The sequence below is a fragment of the Streptomyces sp. ISL-1 genome, from assembly GCF_018614585.1.
Lineage (GTDB): Bacteria > Actinomycetota > Actinomycetes > Streptomycetales > Streptomycetaceae > Streptomyces > Streptomyces maoxianensis.
In genome coordinates this window covers 64,744-79,407 of record NZ_JAGGOI010000007.1, presented here as the reverse complement: position 1 = coordinate 79,407, position 14,664 = coordinate 64,744, and the positions used below count along the sequence as shown (strand labels likewise).

General features: G+C 69.4%; 10 protein-coding genes. 2 read left to right on the top strand and 8 right to left on the bottom strand.

What is annotated here, in order from left to right; all coding sequences use genetic code 11:
* Nucleotides 1-168: 168 nt before the first annotated feature.
* Nucleotides 169-1,557: a pitrilysin family protein gene (locus J7E87_RS05775; RefSeq protein WP_215090607.1), complete on the bottom strand. Its 1,389-nt coding sequence runs from the start codon at nucleotides 1,555-1,557 to the stop codon at nucleotides 169-171.
* A complete protein-coding gene (locus J7E87_RS05770) occupies nucleotides 1,554-2,927 on the bottom strand; it encodes a pitrilysin family protein (protein WP_215091247.1) in 1,374 nt (457 codons plus the stop codon). Before J7E87_RS05770 ends, J7E87_RS05775 begins: the two co-directional genes overlap by 4 nt.
* A 159-nt stretch (nucleotides 2,928-3,086) precedes the next feature.
* On the opposite strand from J7E87_RS05770, the gene J7E87_RS05765 reads away from it, so the two are divergent.
* Entirely contained in the window at nucleotides 3,087-5,537 is a 2,451-nt protein-coding gene (locus J7E87_RS05765; RefSeq protein ID WP_215090605.1) for a DNA topoisomerase (ATP-hydrolyzing) subunit A, read from the top strand.
* Here J7E87_RS05765 and J7E87_RS05760 read toward each other — a convergent pair.
* On the bottom strand, nucleotides 5,534-6,595 hold the full coding sequence (locus J7E87_RS05760) for a GTP-binding protein (protein WP_308312862.1): 1,062 nt from the start codon (nucleotides 6,593-6,595) through the stop codon (nucleotides 5,534-5,536). The genes J7E87_RS05765 and J7E87_RS05760 overlap by 4 nt on opposite strands.
* A 348-nt stretch (nucleotides 6,596-6,943) precedes the next feature.
* Entirely contained in the window at nucleotides 6,944-8,107 is a 1,164-nt protein-coding gene (locus J7E87_RS05755; RefSeq protein WP_215090601.1) for a citrate synthase/methylcitrate synthase, read from the bottom strand.
* 86 nt (nucleotides 8,108-8,193) lie between these two features.
* Here J7E87_RS05755 and J7E87_RS05750 point away from each other — a divergent pair, with 86 nt between their 5' ends.
* The gene (locus J7E87_RS05750) at nucleotides 8,194-9,429 is read left to right on the top strand and encodes a citrate/2-methylcitrate synthase (RefSeq protein WP_215090599.1); all 1,236 of its coding nucleotides are present in this window, start codon (nucleotides 8,194-8,196) and stop codon (nucleotides 9,427-9,429) included.
* A 126-nt stretch (nucleotides 9,430-9,555) separates the two neighbouring features.
* On the opposite strand, the gene J7E87_RS05745 is transcribed toward J7E87_RS05750, so the two are convergent.
* From J7E87_RS05745 to J7E87_RS05730, 4 genes are all read right to left on the bottom strand, one after another.
* Entirely contained in the window at nucleotides 9,556-11,160 is a 1,605-nt protein-coding gene (locus J7E87_RS05745) for an alpha-amylase family glycosyl hydrolase (RefSeq protein ID WP_215090597.1), read from the bottom strand.
* Nucleotides 11,161-11,316: 156 nt separating this feature from the next.
* The gene (locus tag J7E87_RS05740) at nucleotides 11,317-12,195 is read right to left on the bottom strand and encodes a carbohydrate ABC transporter permease (protein ID WP_215090595.1); all 879 of its coding nucleotides are present in this window, start codon (nucleotides 12,193-12,195) and stop codon (nucleotides 11,317-11,319) included.
* A 16-nt stretch (nucleotides 12,196-12,211) separates the two neighbouring features.
* A complete protein-coding gene (locus J7E87_RS05735; RefSeq protein WP_215090593.1) occupies nucleotides 12,212-13,171 on the bottom strand; it encodes a carbohydrate ABC transporter permease in 960 nt (319 codons plus the stop codon).
* 3 nt (nucleotides 13,172-13,174) lie between these two features.
* A complete protein-coding gene (locus J7E87_RS05730) occupies nucleotides 13,175-14,596 on the bottom strand; it encodes an extracellular solute-binding protein (RefSeq protein WP_215090591.1) in 1,422 nt (473 codons plus the stop codon).
* Between the last annotated feature and the right edge of the window lie 68 nt (nucleotides 14,597-14,664).

The window sequence follows — 14,664 nt, the reverse complement described above, 5'->3', positions numbered from 1 at the left end:
TCATTCACCAAACGGCCAGGCCCTTTTGTAGTGCATCCCACAGGTCAGACAGGCAGCCTCTCCAACAAACCGGGCATAAGCCGGAACCCCGGCATCGCATTCGAGGCCGGGGTTCCGCTTGTCTGTTTTATGTTGTTTGCCAGGTGCGATCGATCGACTTGGGGTCAATCAGCCCGTGACAACGGTCACTTCACCGATGCCCAGGGCCCTGACCGGCTCCTCGATCTGCGAGGCGTCGCCGACGAGCACAGTGACAAGCCGGTCCACCGGGAAGCCGTTGACGGCCGCGGCCGTCGCCTCAACGGTGCCGGTCTCGGCCAGCCGCAGGTACAACTGCGCCTGGTAGTCGTCCGGGAGGGACTGCTCGACCTGGTCGGCGAGCGTGCCCGCGACGGACGCCGCCGTCTCGAACTTCAGCGGGGCGACGCCCACCAGGTTCTGCACCGCGACATCCCGCTCGGCGTCGGTGAGCCCCTCGGCCGCGAGCGTGCCCAGCACCTTCCAGAGGTCCTCCAGCGCCGGTCCGGTGTTGGGGGTGTCCACCGAGCCACTGATGGCGAGCATCGCGGCGCCGGACCCGTCAGGGGCCGACCGCAGTACCTGGCCGAAGGCCCGTACGCCGTAGGTGTAGCCCTTCTCCTCGCGCAGGACGCGGTCCAGGCGGGAGGTGAGGGTGCCGCCCAGGCAGTACGCGCCGAGCACCTGCGCCGGCCAGACACGGTCGTGCCGGTCCGGCCCGATGCGGCCGATCAGCAGCTGTGTCTGCACGGCGCCCGGACGGTCCACGATGACCACGCGGCCCGTGTCGTCGGCCGTGATCGGCGGTACGGGACGGGGAGCGGCGCTGTCGCCCTTCCAGGCGCCGAGCGTGTCGGCCAGTACGGCGTCCAGGTCGACCCCGGTGAGGTCGCCGACGATCACCGCGGTGGCCGTGGCGGGCCGCACATGCGCCTCGAAGAAGCCCCGCACAGCCCCGGAGTTGATCCGCGCGACAGTCTCCTCCGTGCCCTGGCGGGGGCGCGACATGCGCAGGGAGGCCGGGAAGAGCTGCCTGGAGAGCTCCTTGGCGGCACGGCGGGCCGGATTGGCCGTCTCGTGCGGGATCTCGTCGAGACGGTTGCGTACGAGCCGCTCCACCTCGTTGTCGGCGAAGGCGGGTGCGCGCAGCGCCTCGGCGAGCAGGCCGAGCGCCTTGGGCAGCCGGGAGACCGGGACCTCCAGGGAGACGCGGACGCCGGGGTGGTCGGCGTGCGAGTCGAGCGTCGCTCCACAGCGCTCCAACTCGGCCGCGAACTCCTCCGCGGAGCGCTTGTCGGTGCCCTCCGACAGGGCGCGCGCCATGATCGTGGCGACGCCGTCGAGGCCCTCCGGCTCGGCGTCCAGCGGCGCGTCGAGGCTGATCTCGACGGCCACCACCTGCTGGCCGGGACGGTGGCAGCGCAGCACCGTGAGCCCGTTGTCCAGCGTGCCTCGCTCGGGGGCGGGGAACGCCCAGGGCCGGGCTTCTCCGGCCGTCGGCTGCGGGTGGAACTGCATGGTCACGGCAGCGTCGCTCACTGGTCGGTCCCCTCGTGCTGGTTGGTCTCGTCGCTGTCGTCGCTGTCGTCGCCCTCGCCGTCGTCGGCCGAGATGGGCTCGTAGACCAGAACTGCCCTGTTGTCGGGACGCAGCCGGGCCTTGGAGGCCTCCTGTACCTCCTCGGCGGTGACGGCCAGCACCCGCTGCACGGCGGTCAGCGCCAGCTGCGGATCACCGAACAGCACCGCGTACCGGCACAGTTCGTCGGCGCGGCCCGCGACCGTACCCAGCCGGTCCAGCCACTCGCGCTCCAACTGGGCCTGTGCGCGCTCCATCTCCTCGGGCGTGGGGCCCTCGGCGGCGAACCGCGCGAGCTCCTCGTCGACCGCGGCCTCGATCTGCGGGACCTCCACGCCGCCGGACGTCTTCACGTCCAGCCAGCCGAGCGAGGGCGCGCCGGCCAGCCGCAACAGGCCGAAACCGGCCGCGACAGCCGTCTGGTCCCGGCGCACCAGACGGTTGTGCAGCCGGGACGACTCGCCGCCGCCGAGGACGGTCAGCGCCAGATCGGCGGCGTCGCACTCGCGCGTGCCGTCGTGCGGCAGCCGGTAGGCGGCCATCAGCGCACGCGCCGGGACCTCCTCGACGATCTCCTCGCGCAGCTGCTCGCCGATGATCTCCGGGAGGGAGCCGTCCCGCGGCGGCTGCTTGCCGTCGTGGGCGGGGATGGAGCCGAAGTACTTCTCGATCCAGGCGAGCGTCTGCTTCGGGTCGATGTCGCCGACGACCGACAGCACGGCGTTGTTCGGCGCGTAGTAGGTACGGAAGAAGGCGCGGGCGTCCTCGAGGGTCGCGGCGTCCAGGTCGGCCATCGAGCCGATCGGCGTGTGGTGGTACGGGTGGCCCTCGGGGTAGGCGAGGGCAGTCAGCTTCTCGAAGGCCGTGCCGTACGGAACGTTGTCGTACCGCTGGCGGCGCTCGTTCTTGACGACGTCGCGCTGATTTTCCATCGACTCGTCGTCGAGCGCGGCGAGCAGCGAGCCCATCCGGTCGGCTTCCAGCCAGAGCGCCAGCTCCAGCTGGTGTGTGGGCATCGTCTCGAAGTAGTTGGTGCGCTCGAAGCTGGTGGTGCCGTTCAGCGAGCCACCGGCGCCCTGCACCAGCTCGAAGTGTCCGTTCCCCGTCACCTGGCCCGAGCCCTGGAACATCAGGTGCTCGAAGAGGTGGGCGAGGCCGGTACGGCCCTTGACCTCGTGGCGTGAGCCGACGTCGTACCAGAGGCAGACAGCGGCGACCGGGGTCAGGTGGTCCTCGGAGAGCACCACGCGCAGGCCGTTGGCCAGCCGGTGCTCAGTCGCTGTCAGGCCGCCGGAACCGGCCTGCGCTGTGGCCGTGTGACCCATGGGCATGTACGTCCCTTCGATCGCGATATGGAGAAGTCCTGCCACTGTATGCAAGCGCGCTGACAGCTGGCGAAGTTCCCGGGTCGCGGTCGGCGTTGTCAGTGGGACGGTCCACAATGGTCGGCGTCAGTTCCAGATCTGGTACGCGAAGGAGCAGCAGCCGCGATGGCCCGCCGCAGCACGAAGACACCGCCGCCGGACGATTTCGAGGAGCGGATCCTCGACATCGACGTGGTGGACGAAATGCAGGGCTCCTTCCTCGAGTACGCGTACTCGGTGATCTACTCCCGGGCCCTGCCGGACGCACGTGACGGCATGAAGCCGGTGCACCGCCGGATCGTGTACCAAATGAACGAGATGGGCCTGCGCCCCGACCGGGGCTATGTGAAGTGCGCCCGTGTCGTCGGCGAGGTCATGGGTAAATTGCACCCGCACGGCGACGCGTCGATCTACGACGCCCTGGTTCGGATGGCGCAGCCGTTCTCGATGCGCCTGCCGCTGGTCGACGGACACGGCAACTTCGGCTCGCTCGGCAATGACGACCCGCCGGCCGCCATGCGCTACACCGAGTGCCGGATGGCCGACGCGACGTCACTGATGACCGAGTCGATCGACGAGGACACGGTCGACTTCCGGTCGAACTACGACGGCCAGGAGCGCGAGCCCGTCGTTCTCCCCGCCGCCTACCCGAATCTGCTGGTCAACGGCGCGTCCGGGATCGCGGTCGGCATGGCGACGAACATGCCGCCGCACAATCTCGGCGAGGTCATCGCCGCCGCCCGCCATCTGATCAAGCACCCGGGCGCGGACCTCGAGACGCTGATGCGCTTCGTCCCCGGGCCCGACCTGCCGACCGGCGGCCGGATCGTGGGCCTGACCGGCATCAAGGATGCGTACGAAGCGGGGCGCGGCACCTTCAAGATCCGCGCGACGGTCTCCGTGGAGGACGTCACGGCGCGCCGCAAGGGCCTGGTCGTCACCGAACTGCCCTTCACCGTCGGCCCGGAGAAGGTGATCGCCAAGATCAAGGACCTGGTCTCGTCGAAGAAGCTCCAGGGCATCGCGGACGTCAAGGACCTCACCGACCGCTCGCACGGTCTGCGACTGGTCATCGAAGTCAAGAACGGCTTCATTCCGGAGGCCGTGCTCGAGCAGCTCTACAAGCTGACGCCGATGGAGGAGACCTTCGGCATCAACAATGTGGCGCTGGTGGACGGGCAGCCGCTCACGCTGGGGCTCAAGGAACTGCTCGAGGTCTACCTCGACCACCGCTTCGAGGTAGTGCGCCGGCGCAGCGAGTTCCGGCGGACCAAGCGGCGCGACAGGCTGCATCTCGTCGAGGGCCTGCTCGTCGCGCTCATCGACATCGACGAGGTCATCCGCCTCATCCGGTCCAGTGAGAACTCCGCGCAGGCGAAGGAGCGGCTGATCGAGCACTTCTCGCTGAGCAACATCCAGACCCAGTACATCCTGGACACCCCGCTGCGCCGGCTGACCAAGTTCGACCGCATAGAGCTGGAGAGCGAGCGCGACCGGCTGAACGGCGAGATCGACGAGCTGACCGGGATCCTGGACTCGGACGCCGAGCTGCGCAAGCTGGTCTCGGGCGAACTGGCGGCCGTGGCGAAGAAGTTCGGCACCGAGCGGCGCACCGTACTGCTGGAGTCGGCGAGCACGCCGGTCGCCGCGGCGTCGCTCGAGGTCGCGGACGACCCGTGCCGGGTGCTGATGTCCTCGACGGGTCTGCTGGCCCGTACGGCCACGGGCGAGCCGCCGGTGGAGGAGGGCGCCAGGCGTGCCAAGCACGATGTGATCGTCTCCGCAGTGCCCGCGACGCAGCGCGGCGACGTGGGCGTGGTGACGTCGGCCGGGCGGCTGCTGCGAATCTCGGTGATCGATCTGCCGCAGCTGCCGGACACCGCTTCGGCGCCCAACCTCTCAGGCGGGGCGCCGGTCTCGGAGTTCCTGTCACTGGAGGCGGACGAGCGGGTCGTCTGCCTCACCACGCTCGACGAGTCCTCGCCGGGCCTGGCGCTCGGCACCCTGCAGGGTGTCGTCAAGCGTGTCGTGCCCGACTACCCCGCCAACAAGGACGAGTTGGAGGTCATCGCCCTCAGGGACGGCGACCGGGTCGTAGGCGGAGCGGAGCTGCGTACGGGCGAGGAGGACCTGGTCTTCATCACATCCGACGCGCAGCTGCTGCGCTACCCGGCCTCGCAGGTACGACCGCAGGGCCGTGGGGCGGGCGGCATGGCCGGCGTCAAGCTTGCGGACGGCGCCGAGGTGATCTCGTTCACGGCGGTTGACCCGGCCGGGGACGCGGTGGTGTTCACGGTCGCCGGCTCGCACGGCACGCTGGACGACTCGGAACTGACGGCGAAGCTGACGCCCTTCGACCAGTACCCACGCAAGGGGAGGGCCACCGGCGGGGTGCGCTGTCAGCGGTTCCTCAAGGGCGAGGACGTGCTCGTACTGGCCTGGGCGGGCGCGGCTCCGGCGCGGGCGGCGCAGAAGAACGGCGCACCGGCCGAGCTGCCGGAGACCGACCCGCGCCGCGACGGTTCGGGCACTCCCCTGACGTCGTCGGTGGCGGTGCTGGCGGGCCCGGCGAGCTAGGGCGCAGCCTCTTCTTCCTGTACGAACCGCAGGACGCCCCACATGCTGTGCTCATCGGGGGCGTCCTGCGGCCCGGCCGTGCGGGCGGCATCGAGTTCCTTGAGCAGGGCTCCGGTGTCGATGCCGGAGCCGATCAGGACCAGCTGCGTCACCCGCTCCGCGCCGTCCGGCCAAGGCTCGGGGTGGAACCGGAGAAACCGGCCGACGGCGTGAATGGCGTACCGGTTGTGTGGGTCGGCCGCGCCGAAGTCGACAAATCCCTTGATGCGGTAGAGACCGTCGGGCCGTGAGTCGAGAAAGTCCAGCAGCCTGCGGGGGTGGAGGGGACCGGCCGAGCTGAAGGACACGGTCTCATAGGCGGCATGCAGATGGCCGTCATGATCCTCGTCATCGTGATCGTCGTCGTGGTCGTCGTCGCGGAGATCCTCGAACGACAGCTGCCCCACCCGCTCGGTCCGCGGACGGCACTCGAAGAGCAGCTCGGGGTCGATCCGCCCGTACGTCGCCGGCATCACGGCGGCTCCCCCGGCGAGCGCAGTGATCCTCTCGCGCAACAGCTGACCGGCGGCCTCACCGATACGGTCCGCCTTGTTCAGCACGATCAGATCGGCGATGCCGAGCTGCCGGTCGATCTCGGGGTGCCGCTCCCGTGTCGCGTCGAACTCGGCCGCGTCGACGACCTGGACGAGTCCGCCGTACACAATGCGCTCGTTGTCACTGGCCAGAAGCATACGAACGAGTTCCTGCGGCTCGGCGAGTCCGCTGGCCTCGATGACGATCACATCAAGGCGAGCGGCGGGCCGGGTGAGCTTGTCGAGGAAGACGTCCAGCTCGCTCGCGTCGACGGCGCAACACAGACACCCGTTCCCGAGGGACACCGTGGAGTCGCCCAGCTGACCGGCCACGGTCATGGCGTCGATCTCGATGGACCCGAAGTCATTGACGATCACACCGATCCGGGTCCCGCGACTCGCGCGCAGCAGATGGTTGAGCAAGGTCGTCTTGCCGGATCCCAGGAAGCCCGCGAGGACGATGACGGGTATCGGTTTTCTTGCCACGCGGCAGGATCGTAGTCGACCCGACATTCAGACACTCCCGGGGCGGGGGGCGACAAATGTTGCGCCGCCGCCCCTCCCATCGGCCGAAATCTTCGCGCCAGGCGCTCAGGTGCACGATGGCTACTGCCGCCCGCCGGGCCCTCCTTGGGACGGCGACCGGTTCATCCTCGCCTCCACTTCTCGCCCTTCACCGATCAGAGCCGCTCGGCGGCAGGGCGACAGCGCTCACCACCACGATCCGCTCGTAGGCCGGCGTGCGGTCGCAGTCTGCGCGCCTGACGCCTGACCCCGTACGTCAGGACCGCACACAACCCGGCACCACCAAGCGGTGCCGGGCTGCAGCACGGGTCAGGACGCGGTCGGTACCGGCTGGGGCGGCGGCGGTCCGACATAGCGGGCCGCCGGGCGGATGATCTTCGAGTCTGCCGCCTGCTCCAGGATATTGGCGCTCCAGCCGACGACCCTGGCCGCGCAGAAGGTCGGCGTGAACATCTCACGCGGCAGCCCGCACAGTTCCATGACCACCCCGGCGTAGAACTCCACATTGGTGTGCAGCTCACGGCCCGGCTTCAGTTCCGCGAGGATCGTCTCCACCCGGCGCTCGACCTCGACGGCGAACTCCACGAGCGGGCCGCCGAAACTCTCGGCGATCCCCCGCAGCATCCGCGAGCGCGGGTCCTCCGTCCGGTAGACGGGATGGCCGAAGCCCATGATCCGATCCCCCGCCAGGACCCGTTCCCTGATCCAGGGGTCGATGCGCTCGGGCGTGCCGATGGCATCGAGAGTGTCGAGGGCCCGGCTCGGCGCGCCGCCGTGCAGCGGGCCCGAGAGCGCGCCGATCGCGCCCACCAGGCAGGCGGCCACGTCGGCTCCGGTGGATGTGATCACCCGGGCCGTGAAGGTCGAGGCGTTGAAGCCGTGGTCGACGGTGGACACGAGGTACTGCTCGACCGCCCGGGCCCGCGCCGGCTCCGGCTCGGAACCGGTCAGCATGTAGAGGTAGTTGGCGGCGTACGGCAGGTCGTCACGCGGTTCGACCGGCTCCAGCCCCTGGCCCAGCCGGTACAGCGCGGTGAGCAGCGTCGGCACCGCCGCACACGCGGCGAGCGCGTCCGCCCGGCGGCGGTCGGTGTCGAGGTCGTACACCGGGCGCAGCCCCGCGGAGGCTCCCAGCAGGGAGAGCGCGGTGCGCAGTCCGGCGAGCGGCCCGGACAGCACGCACGAGCGGGCTATGGCGGGCAGCGCGGCACGGACGTCGTCGGGCAGATGACGCAGAGACGCGGTGTGCCCCACGAAGGCCGCACGCTGCGCCGCGTCCGGCAGCTCGCCGTAGAACATCAGATGCCAGACGTCCTCGAAGCCGCGGATCTCGGCGAGTTCGACGGCCGAGTACTGGCGGTAGTGGTAAAAGCCCTCGCGCCCTCTGACGTCACCCAGCGCGGTGTCGGTGACGACGACGCCCGCGAGTCCGCGCGGTACGTCGACGGGTGCGGTGATCCCGGTGCTCTGCATGGTTCCTCCCTGAACTTGACTCGACTGTCCATGCTTGACTGGATCACTGTCAATATTGATTGCATCAATGTGTGTACGGTGACGACATGACGGACCATGCAGCGGACGGCGAGCGGCTGACCACCAAGGAGGCGGCCGCACGGCTCGGCGTGAAACCCGAGACGGTGTACGCGTATGTCAGCCGCGGCCAGCTCTCCAGCAGGCGCGATCCCACGGGACGCGGCAGCACCTTCGACGCCAAGGAGGTCGACGCACTCGTCCGCAGGGGACGGCGGGAGTCCTCTTCAGGCGGCGATGTCACCCAGCGGATCCGCACCGGCATCACGCTGATCGACAAGGACCGCTACTACTTCCGGGGCGTCGACGCGACCGAACTCGCCCGCCGCTACGGCTACGAGGAGATCGCCGACTGGCTCTGGACCGGCACTCTGCGGCCCGGCGTCCGGTTCACCGCCCCCGCCGAGCCGCTCGCCGCAGCCCGTCGCGCGGTCGAGGCGCTGCCCGCACACAGCGGATCGACGGACCGGCTCCGGGTGGCCGCCGTCGCGGCCGCGGTCGCGGATCCGCTGCGCTTCGACCTCGACCGGGAAGCGGTGCTGGGCAGCGCGCGGACCCTGATCCCCACCCTGGTCGACGCGCTGCCGACGATCGGCAGGCCGCACCGGGGAGAGGACCGGATCGCCTGGCGGCTCTGGTCGCGGCTGACCTCCGCGCGTCCGGACGAGCCGTTCGTACGGGTTCTGGACATGGCGCTCTCCCTGTTGATCGACCACGATCTGGCCGCCTCGACGCTCGCGGTGCGGGTCGCCGCCTCCGCGCGCGCCCATCCGTACGCCGTGGTGTCGGCAGGACTCGGCGCACTGGACGGCCCGCTGCACGGGGCCGCCAGCGGTCTCGCGCACCGGATGCTGGCCGAGGTGCTGGAGCGCAAGAGCGCCGCCGCCGTGGTGGCGGACCATCTGCGGGCGGGCCGGCGCGTGCCCGGCCTCGGCCACCGGCTCTACCCGGGCAAGGACCCCCGCGCCGAGGCACTGTTCGGCGTACTGGCAGAGCTTCCCGCCGCACGAGCCGCGCTGGAGGCGGCCCGCGAGGTGGAGGCGACGACGGCCCGCCATGTGGAACTGCACGCCAATGTCGACCTGGCGCTCGCGGTGCTTTCGGTGGCGACCGGGATGGCGGCCGAGGCAGGCGAGACGGCCTTCGCCGTGGCGCGCACGGCCGGCTGGATCGCGCACGCGCTGGAGGAGTACGACGAGCACCCGCTGCGGATGCGTCCGAGCGGGCAGTACGACGGCCCCCGTCCGCCCAGGCCGTTGCCGTGAGCGGGCGGAGGACTCGATGCATCAGGAACGACAGACCTCCACTTCGCTGAACCGCGCTGCGGGCAGGCCCGTGTTGGCCGTCCCGGTCCGCACGGCGGCTCCGGGCCTTCGGCCGCTCCGGCGGCGTCAGGCCCGTAGCCAGGCCGCCGTGTCCCGCGGCAGCCGGCCTTGATCGTCCAGGGGGCCGCTCGTCAGCAGGACGCTTGCGTGGCCGGGGAGTCCGGCGGGTTCCCCGGCGACATTGACCACGCAGATCAAGCCGTCGGTACGGGTGAAGGCCAGCACCCCTTGGGCGGACGGCAGCCAGCGCAGCGGTCCGTCGCCGAAGCCGGGCTCGGAGCGGCGGATGCGCAGGGCCTGGCGGTAGAGCGTCAGCATCGAGGTGGGATCCGCGGCCTGGCAGTCGGCGGCGTACGACGCCCAGTCGCCGGGCTGCGGCAGCCAGGGCTCCGTGTCCGAGCCGAATCCGCAGTACGGCGCGTCCGCGGCCCACGGCAGTGGCACCCTGCAGCCGTCGCGTCCGGGGTCCACGCCCTGCGAGCGAAAGTGCATCGGGTCCTGGATGCGGTCGAGCGGTATGTCCGCCTCGGGCAGCCCCAGTTCTTCGCCCTGGAACAGATAGACGCTGCCGGGCAGGGCGAGCGAGAGCAGGGCCGCGGCCCTGGCGCGCCTGGTGCCGACGGCCAGGTCGGTGGGGGTGCCGAAGCGCTTCTTCGCGAAGTCGAAGCCGGTGTCCTCGTCCCGCCCGTAGCGAGTGACCGTGCGTGTCACATCGTGGTTGCACAGCACCCAGGTCGCCGGTGCGCCGACGGGTGCGTGGTACGCGAGCGTGGTGTCGATGGAGGCGTGCAGCTCCGCGGCGTTCCAAGGGCGGGCCAGGAAGTCGAAGTTGAAGGCGGTGTGCAGCTCGTCGGATCGCAGATAGCGGGAGAACCGGTCCGGGTCGGGCACCCACAACTCGCCGATGAGCACGCCGCCGTACTCATCGGCGACCGCCCGCCAGGCACGGTAGATGTCGTGCAGCTCATCGCGGTCGACGTAGGGGGTCGTGTCGTCCTCGTCGGCGTCCGGCAGCTCCGGGTCCTTGGCGCACAGGGCCGCCGAGTCGATCCGTACACCCGCCGCACCGCGCTCGAACCAGAAGCGCAGCAGGTCCTCGTGCTCCTGGCGTACGACGGGGTGGTCCCAGTTGAGGTCGGGCTGCTCCGGTGTGAACAGGTGCAGATACCACTCGCCGTCGGGGACACGGGTCCATGTCTCCCCCGCGAACTGCGACGGCCAGTTGTTGGGCGGCAGTTCGCCGTGCTCCCCGCGGCCGGGACGGAAGTGGAACAGCTCGCGCTCGGGGCTGCCCGGCCCGGCGGCGAGCGCCGACCGGAACCACGCGTGCCGGTCGGAGACATGGTTGGGCACGATGTCGACGATGGTGCGGATCCCCAGCTCGCGGGCCTCGCTGATGAGCTTCTCGGCCTCGGCGAGGGTGCCGAAGGCCGGGTCGATGGCGCGGTAGTCGGCCACGTCGTAGCCGCCGTCCGCCATCGGGGAGAGGTACCACGGGTTGAACCAGATCGCGTCGATGCCGAGTTCGGCGAGGTGCCGCAACCTCGCCCGTACGCCCGCGAGATCACCCGTGCCGTCACCGTCGCCGTCGGCGAAGCTCCGTACGTACACCTGGTAGATGGCGGCGCTGCGCCACCAGTCTTCCGCTTGATCCGAATGAGGAGCTGCCACGTGCGGTCCTTTCGGGCAGGGTGGGACTCCGTCGCCCGGCCCGGACAGCGGGGCGCCGGAGTCGGGCCGGCGACGGAGGCGTGAGGGATGAGCGGTGCGACGGGCCGTCGGGCGGCACTTGCGCAGACCAGTCCTCGGGGGCCGGCCCTTGAGGCGTCAGCCCTTGAGGCCGCCCGCGGTAAGACCGCTCATGATGTTGCGCTGGAAGACAAGGAAGATCAGCAGCGTCGGCACGGACGCGATGGCGAGCGCGGCGATCAGTACGTTCTCGGGCACGCCGTTCGCGAGGGAGTAGATGCCGACGTTGAGTGTCTGCTTGGCCGGATCGGGCAGGGTGAGCATCGGCCAGAGGAAGTCCTTCCAGACGCCGACGACCGCGAAGATGGAGACGACGCCCAGGATCGGCCGGGAGATCGGCAGCACGACGGACCACAGCGTCCGCATCCGGGACGCCCCGTCGATGGACGCGGCATCGAGGAGCTCGCGCGGGATCGAGTCGAAGAACCGCTTCAGCAGGAAGATGTTGAAGGCGTTGGTGACGGACGGAAGCCAGATCACCCAGGGCGAGTTGAGCAGATTGCGCTCCACGATCGGCACGTCGAGCACGGTCAGATACTGCGGCACGACCAGGACGGTGGCCGGGATCATCAGCGTGACCATCATCATCGCGAGGATGGCCCTGCCGAACACCGGTCGCAGCCTGGAGAGCGAGTAGGCCGCGGCGACGTCGAGAACCAGCTGGAAGGCGAGGGCCCCGAGGGCGTAGTAGAGCGTGTTGAACAGCAGCCGGGACAGGTCCATCACGTCCCAGGCCCGCGAGTAGTTCTCCGGGTGGACCGTTCGGGGCACAAGGGTCGGCGGTGACTGGACGACCTCCTGGGTGGTCTTGAGTCCGCCGGAGACCATCCAGTACAGCGGGCCGAGGAAGACCAGCGTGAAGAGGCCGACGACCAGGGCGAAGACGACCCAGTAGAGGAATCTCCCGCGTGGTCTGGCAAGTTGGGCCGGTGAGATGAGTGTCCGTGTGCTGCTCATGTCCGTCTCCCCCGCCCTACTCGTCCTCGCCGCCGCGGCTGAGCCGTACGTACGCCGCGGAGAACCCCGCGAGCAGTACGAGCAGGACCAGGCCGAGCGCGGCCGCGCCGCCGTAGTTGTTGAAGTTGAAGGCGTACTGGTAGATGAGGTAGACGACGGTCGTCGTGGAGCCCTCCGGGCCTGCGCCGCCAGCGAGCAGGAACGGTTCGGTGAAGACCTGCATCGTCGCGATGATCTGCATCAGCAGCATCAGCGAGAGGATCAGCCGGGTCTGCGGGATGGTGACGTACCAGATCTTGCGCAGCACGCCCGCGCCGTCGAGCTCCGCCGCCTCGTACAGCTCCCCGCGTATGCCCTGCAGTGCGGCGAGGTAGATCAGCGTGGCGCCGCCCATGTTCATCCACGTCGCGGCGATGACGACGGAGAGCATGGCGGTGTCGGGGTCCTGGAGCCACTGCTGCTGCGGGAGGTGCAGCAGTTCCAGGATCCGGTTGAGGAGTCCGTATCCGGGGTCGTACAGGTACTTGAAGAGCAGTACGGACGCGACCGGCGGGAGCATCACCGGCAGATAGACCAGCAGCCGCAAGTAGCCCTGGGCGTGCCTGAATTCGTTGAGTACCAGCGCGACGACGAACGGGACGGCGAAGCCGAGGAGCAGCGCGAGGCCGGTGAAGAGCAGTGTGTTGCGCCAGGCCTGCCAGAACGCGGGGTCGTTGAAGACGGTGGTGAGATTGGACCAGCCGGCCCAGGTGGTCCGGCCGCCCTCGGTCTTCTGGAAGGCCAGGATGAACTCCCTGACCATCGGATACCAGGAGAAGAACGAGAAGCAGAGCACGGCGCCGATCAGAAAGCCGTGCGCCGACAGGTTGTGGCGCAGGGCCCGTACGAACGCCTCCCGCGATGCGTTCGTACGGAGCCCGGCACCGTGCCGGGGGCGCGGTGCGGCCTTGCGCGGGGAGAGCGTGGGGGCCGGCATCTGCTACTGGTTCGCCAGGATCTGGTTGACCTGCGTCTCCGCGGTGGAGAGCAGCTCCGCCACGTCCGCGCTCTCGTTGGTCAGGACCGCCGACATCACGTTGTCCAGGACCTTGTAGATCTCCTGGGCCTTGGGCGGCTCGGCCTTGCCCTTGACGGGGTTGTCCACGAAGGCCTTGAAGTTCTCGACCGGCATGGTTGCGCTGGCCGCGCGCGCGGCGTCGTCCTTGGTCTTGCTGGCGTTCAGCCAGAAGTTCGGCTGCGGGACGCCGACGGGCAGACCATCCGCCTTGGTACGGGCCCAGTCGAACTGGCCCTTGCCCACGGTGAGGTTCTTGTGGGTGAGCCAGGCGACCGCGGCCTTGATCTTGTCCGGGGAAATCCCCTTCTTGATCACGTAGTTGTTGCCGCCGAAGAGGGTGTTCCGCTCGCCGGGGATCGGCCCCATGCCGAAGTTCTCGTACTTGGTGCCCAGTTGCTGGACCATGTAGGCGATGTCGTCCGGCGCGGCGAGGAACATTCCGAGCTTGTCGCCGGCGATCTGCTTTTGCAGGTCGCCCCACTTGAGCAGCTGAGTCTTGCCCATGCTGTCGTCCTCCCAGCGCATGGCGTGGAGGTTCCCGGCGATCTGCTTGCCCAGCTCGTTGTTGAAGGCGGCCTTCCTGCCGCTCGCGTCGACGATGTCGCCGCCGAGGCCGTACATGGTGGCCGTGAAGTGCCAGCCGCCGGTGTTCCCGGCGCTGTACTCGCCGTAGCCGGCGATGCCCTTGCCGAGCCCGGCGATCTTCTTGGCGGCCGCGCGGACCTCTTCCCAGGTCCTCGGCGGGTTGTCGGGGTCGAGTCCTGCCTGATCGAAGAGCTTGCGGTTGATCAGCAGACCCATGGTGTAGTTGCTGGTGGGGAGGCCGTAGAGCTTCCCGTCGTGCTTGAGGGAGTTCATGACGTCGGGGTCGATGTCCGCCAGCGCGGGGACGGTCTTGGCGTTCACGTACGCGGAGATGTCCTCGGCGCCCGCGTTGTCCAGCACCTGCTGAAGATCGGTGAAGTATGTGTAGAACACGTCGGGTTGGGACTTGGCCTTCAGCATCGCGGTGAAGCGCGGCGGCTCGAGACACTGACCGGGCGTCGAACGACCCTCGATCCTGATGTTCGGGTACGTCTTGTTGAACGCCTTGACGTCCTCGTTCCACTCCTTGAGCTCCGCGGCCTTGGCGGCCGGCGGCATGCAGTCGATGGTGAGGGTCAGCTTGGTCTTCGGGTCCAGCGGCGCTGACGGGTCGGACGAACCGCCGCCGGATCCGTTGTCGTTGTTGCCGCTGCTGCTCGTGCCACAGGCGGCCAGGGCGGTGAGGGCTAACGCGGAGACGAGGGCGGTCGCGGTGCTGCGACCGCTACGGCGAGTACGACGGAACCAAGCACTTGTCATCGGTGGTCCCCTTCGGGCAAGAGCGTGGACGACCCTCAACTGACACGCAGCGGGGGCGCGGCACACTC

Coding starts and splice junctions, on each gene's coding strand:
- J7E87_RS05770 (WP_215091247.1), bottom strand. CDS start 2,927: ATGCCCATGGGTCACACGGCCACAGCGCAGGCCGGTTCCGGCGGCCTG.
- J7E87_RS05765 (WP_215090605.1), top strand. CDS start 3,087: ATGGCCCGCCGCAGCACGAAGACACCGCCGCCGGACGATTTCGAGGAG.
- J7E87_RS05755 (WP_215090601.1), bottom strand. CDS start 8,107: ATGCAGAGCACCGGGATCACCGCACCCGTCGACGTACCGCGCGGACTC.
- J7E87_RS05750 (WP_215090599.1), top strand. CDS start 8,194: ATGACGGACCATGCAGCGGACGGCGAGCGGCTGACCACCAAGGAGGCG.
- J7E87_RS05740 (WP_215090595.1), bottom strand. CDS start 12,195: ATGAGCAGCACACGGACACTCATCTCACCGGCCCAACTTGCCAGACCA.
- J7E87_RS05735 (WP_215090593.1), bottom strand. CDS start 13,171: ATGCCGGCCCCCACGCTCTCCCCGCGCAAGGCCGCACCGCGCCCCCGG.
- J7E87_RS05730 (WP_215090591.1), bottom strand. CDS start 14,596: ATGACAAGTGCTTGGTTCCGTCGTACTCGCCGTAGCGGTCGCAGCACC.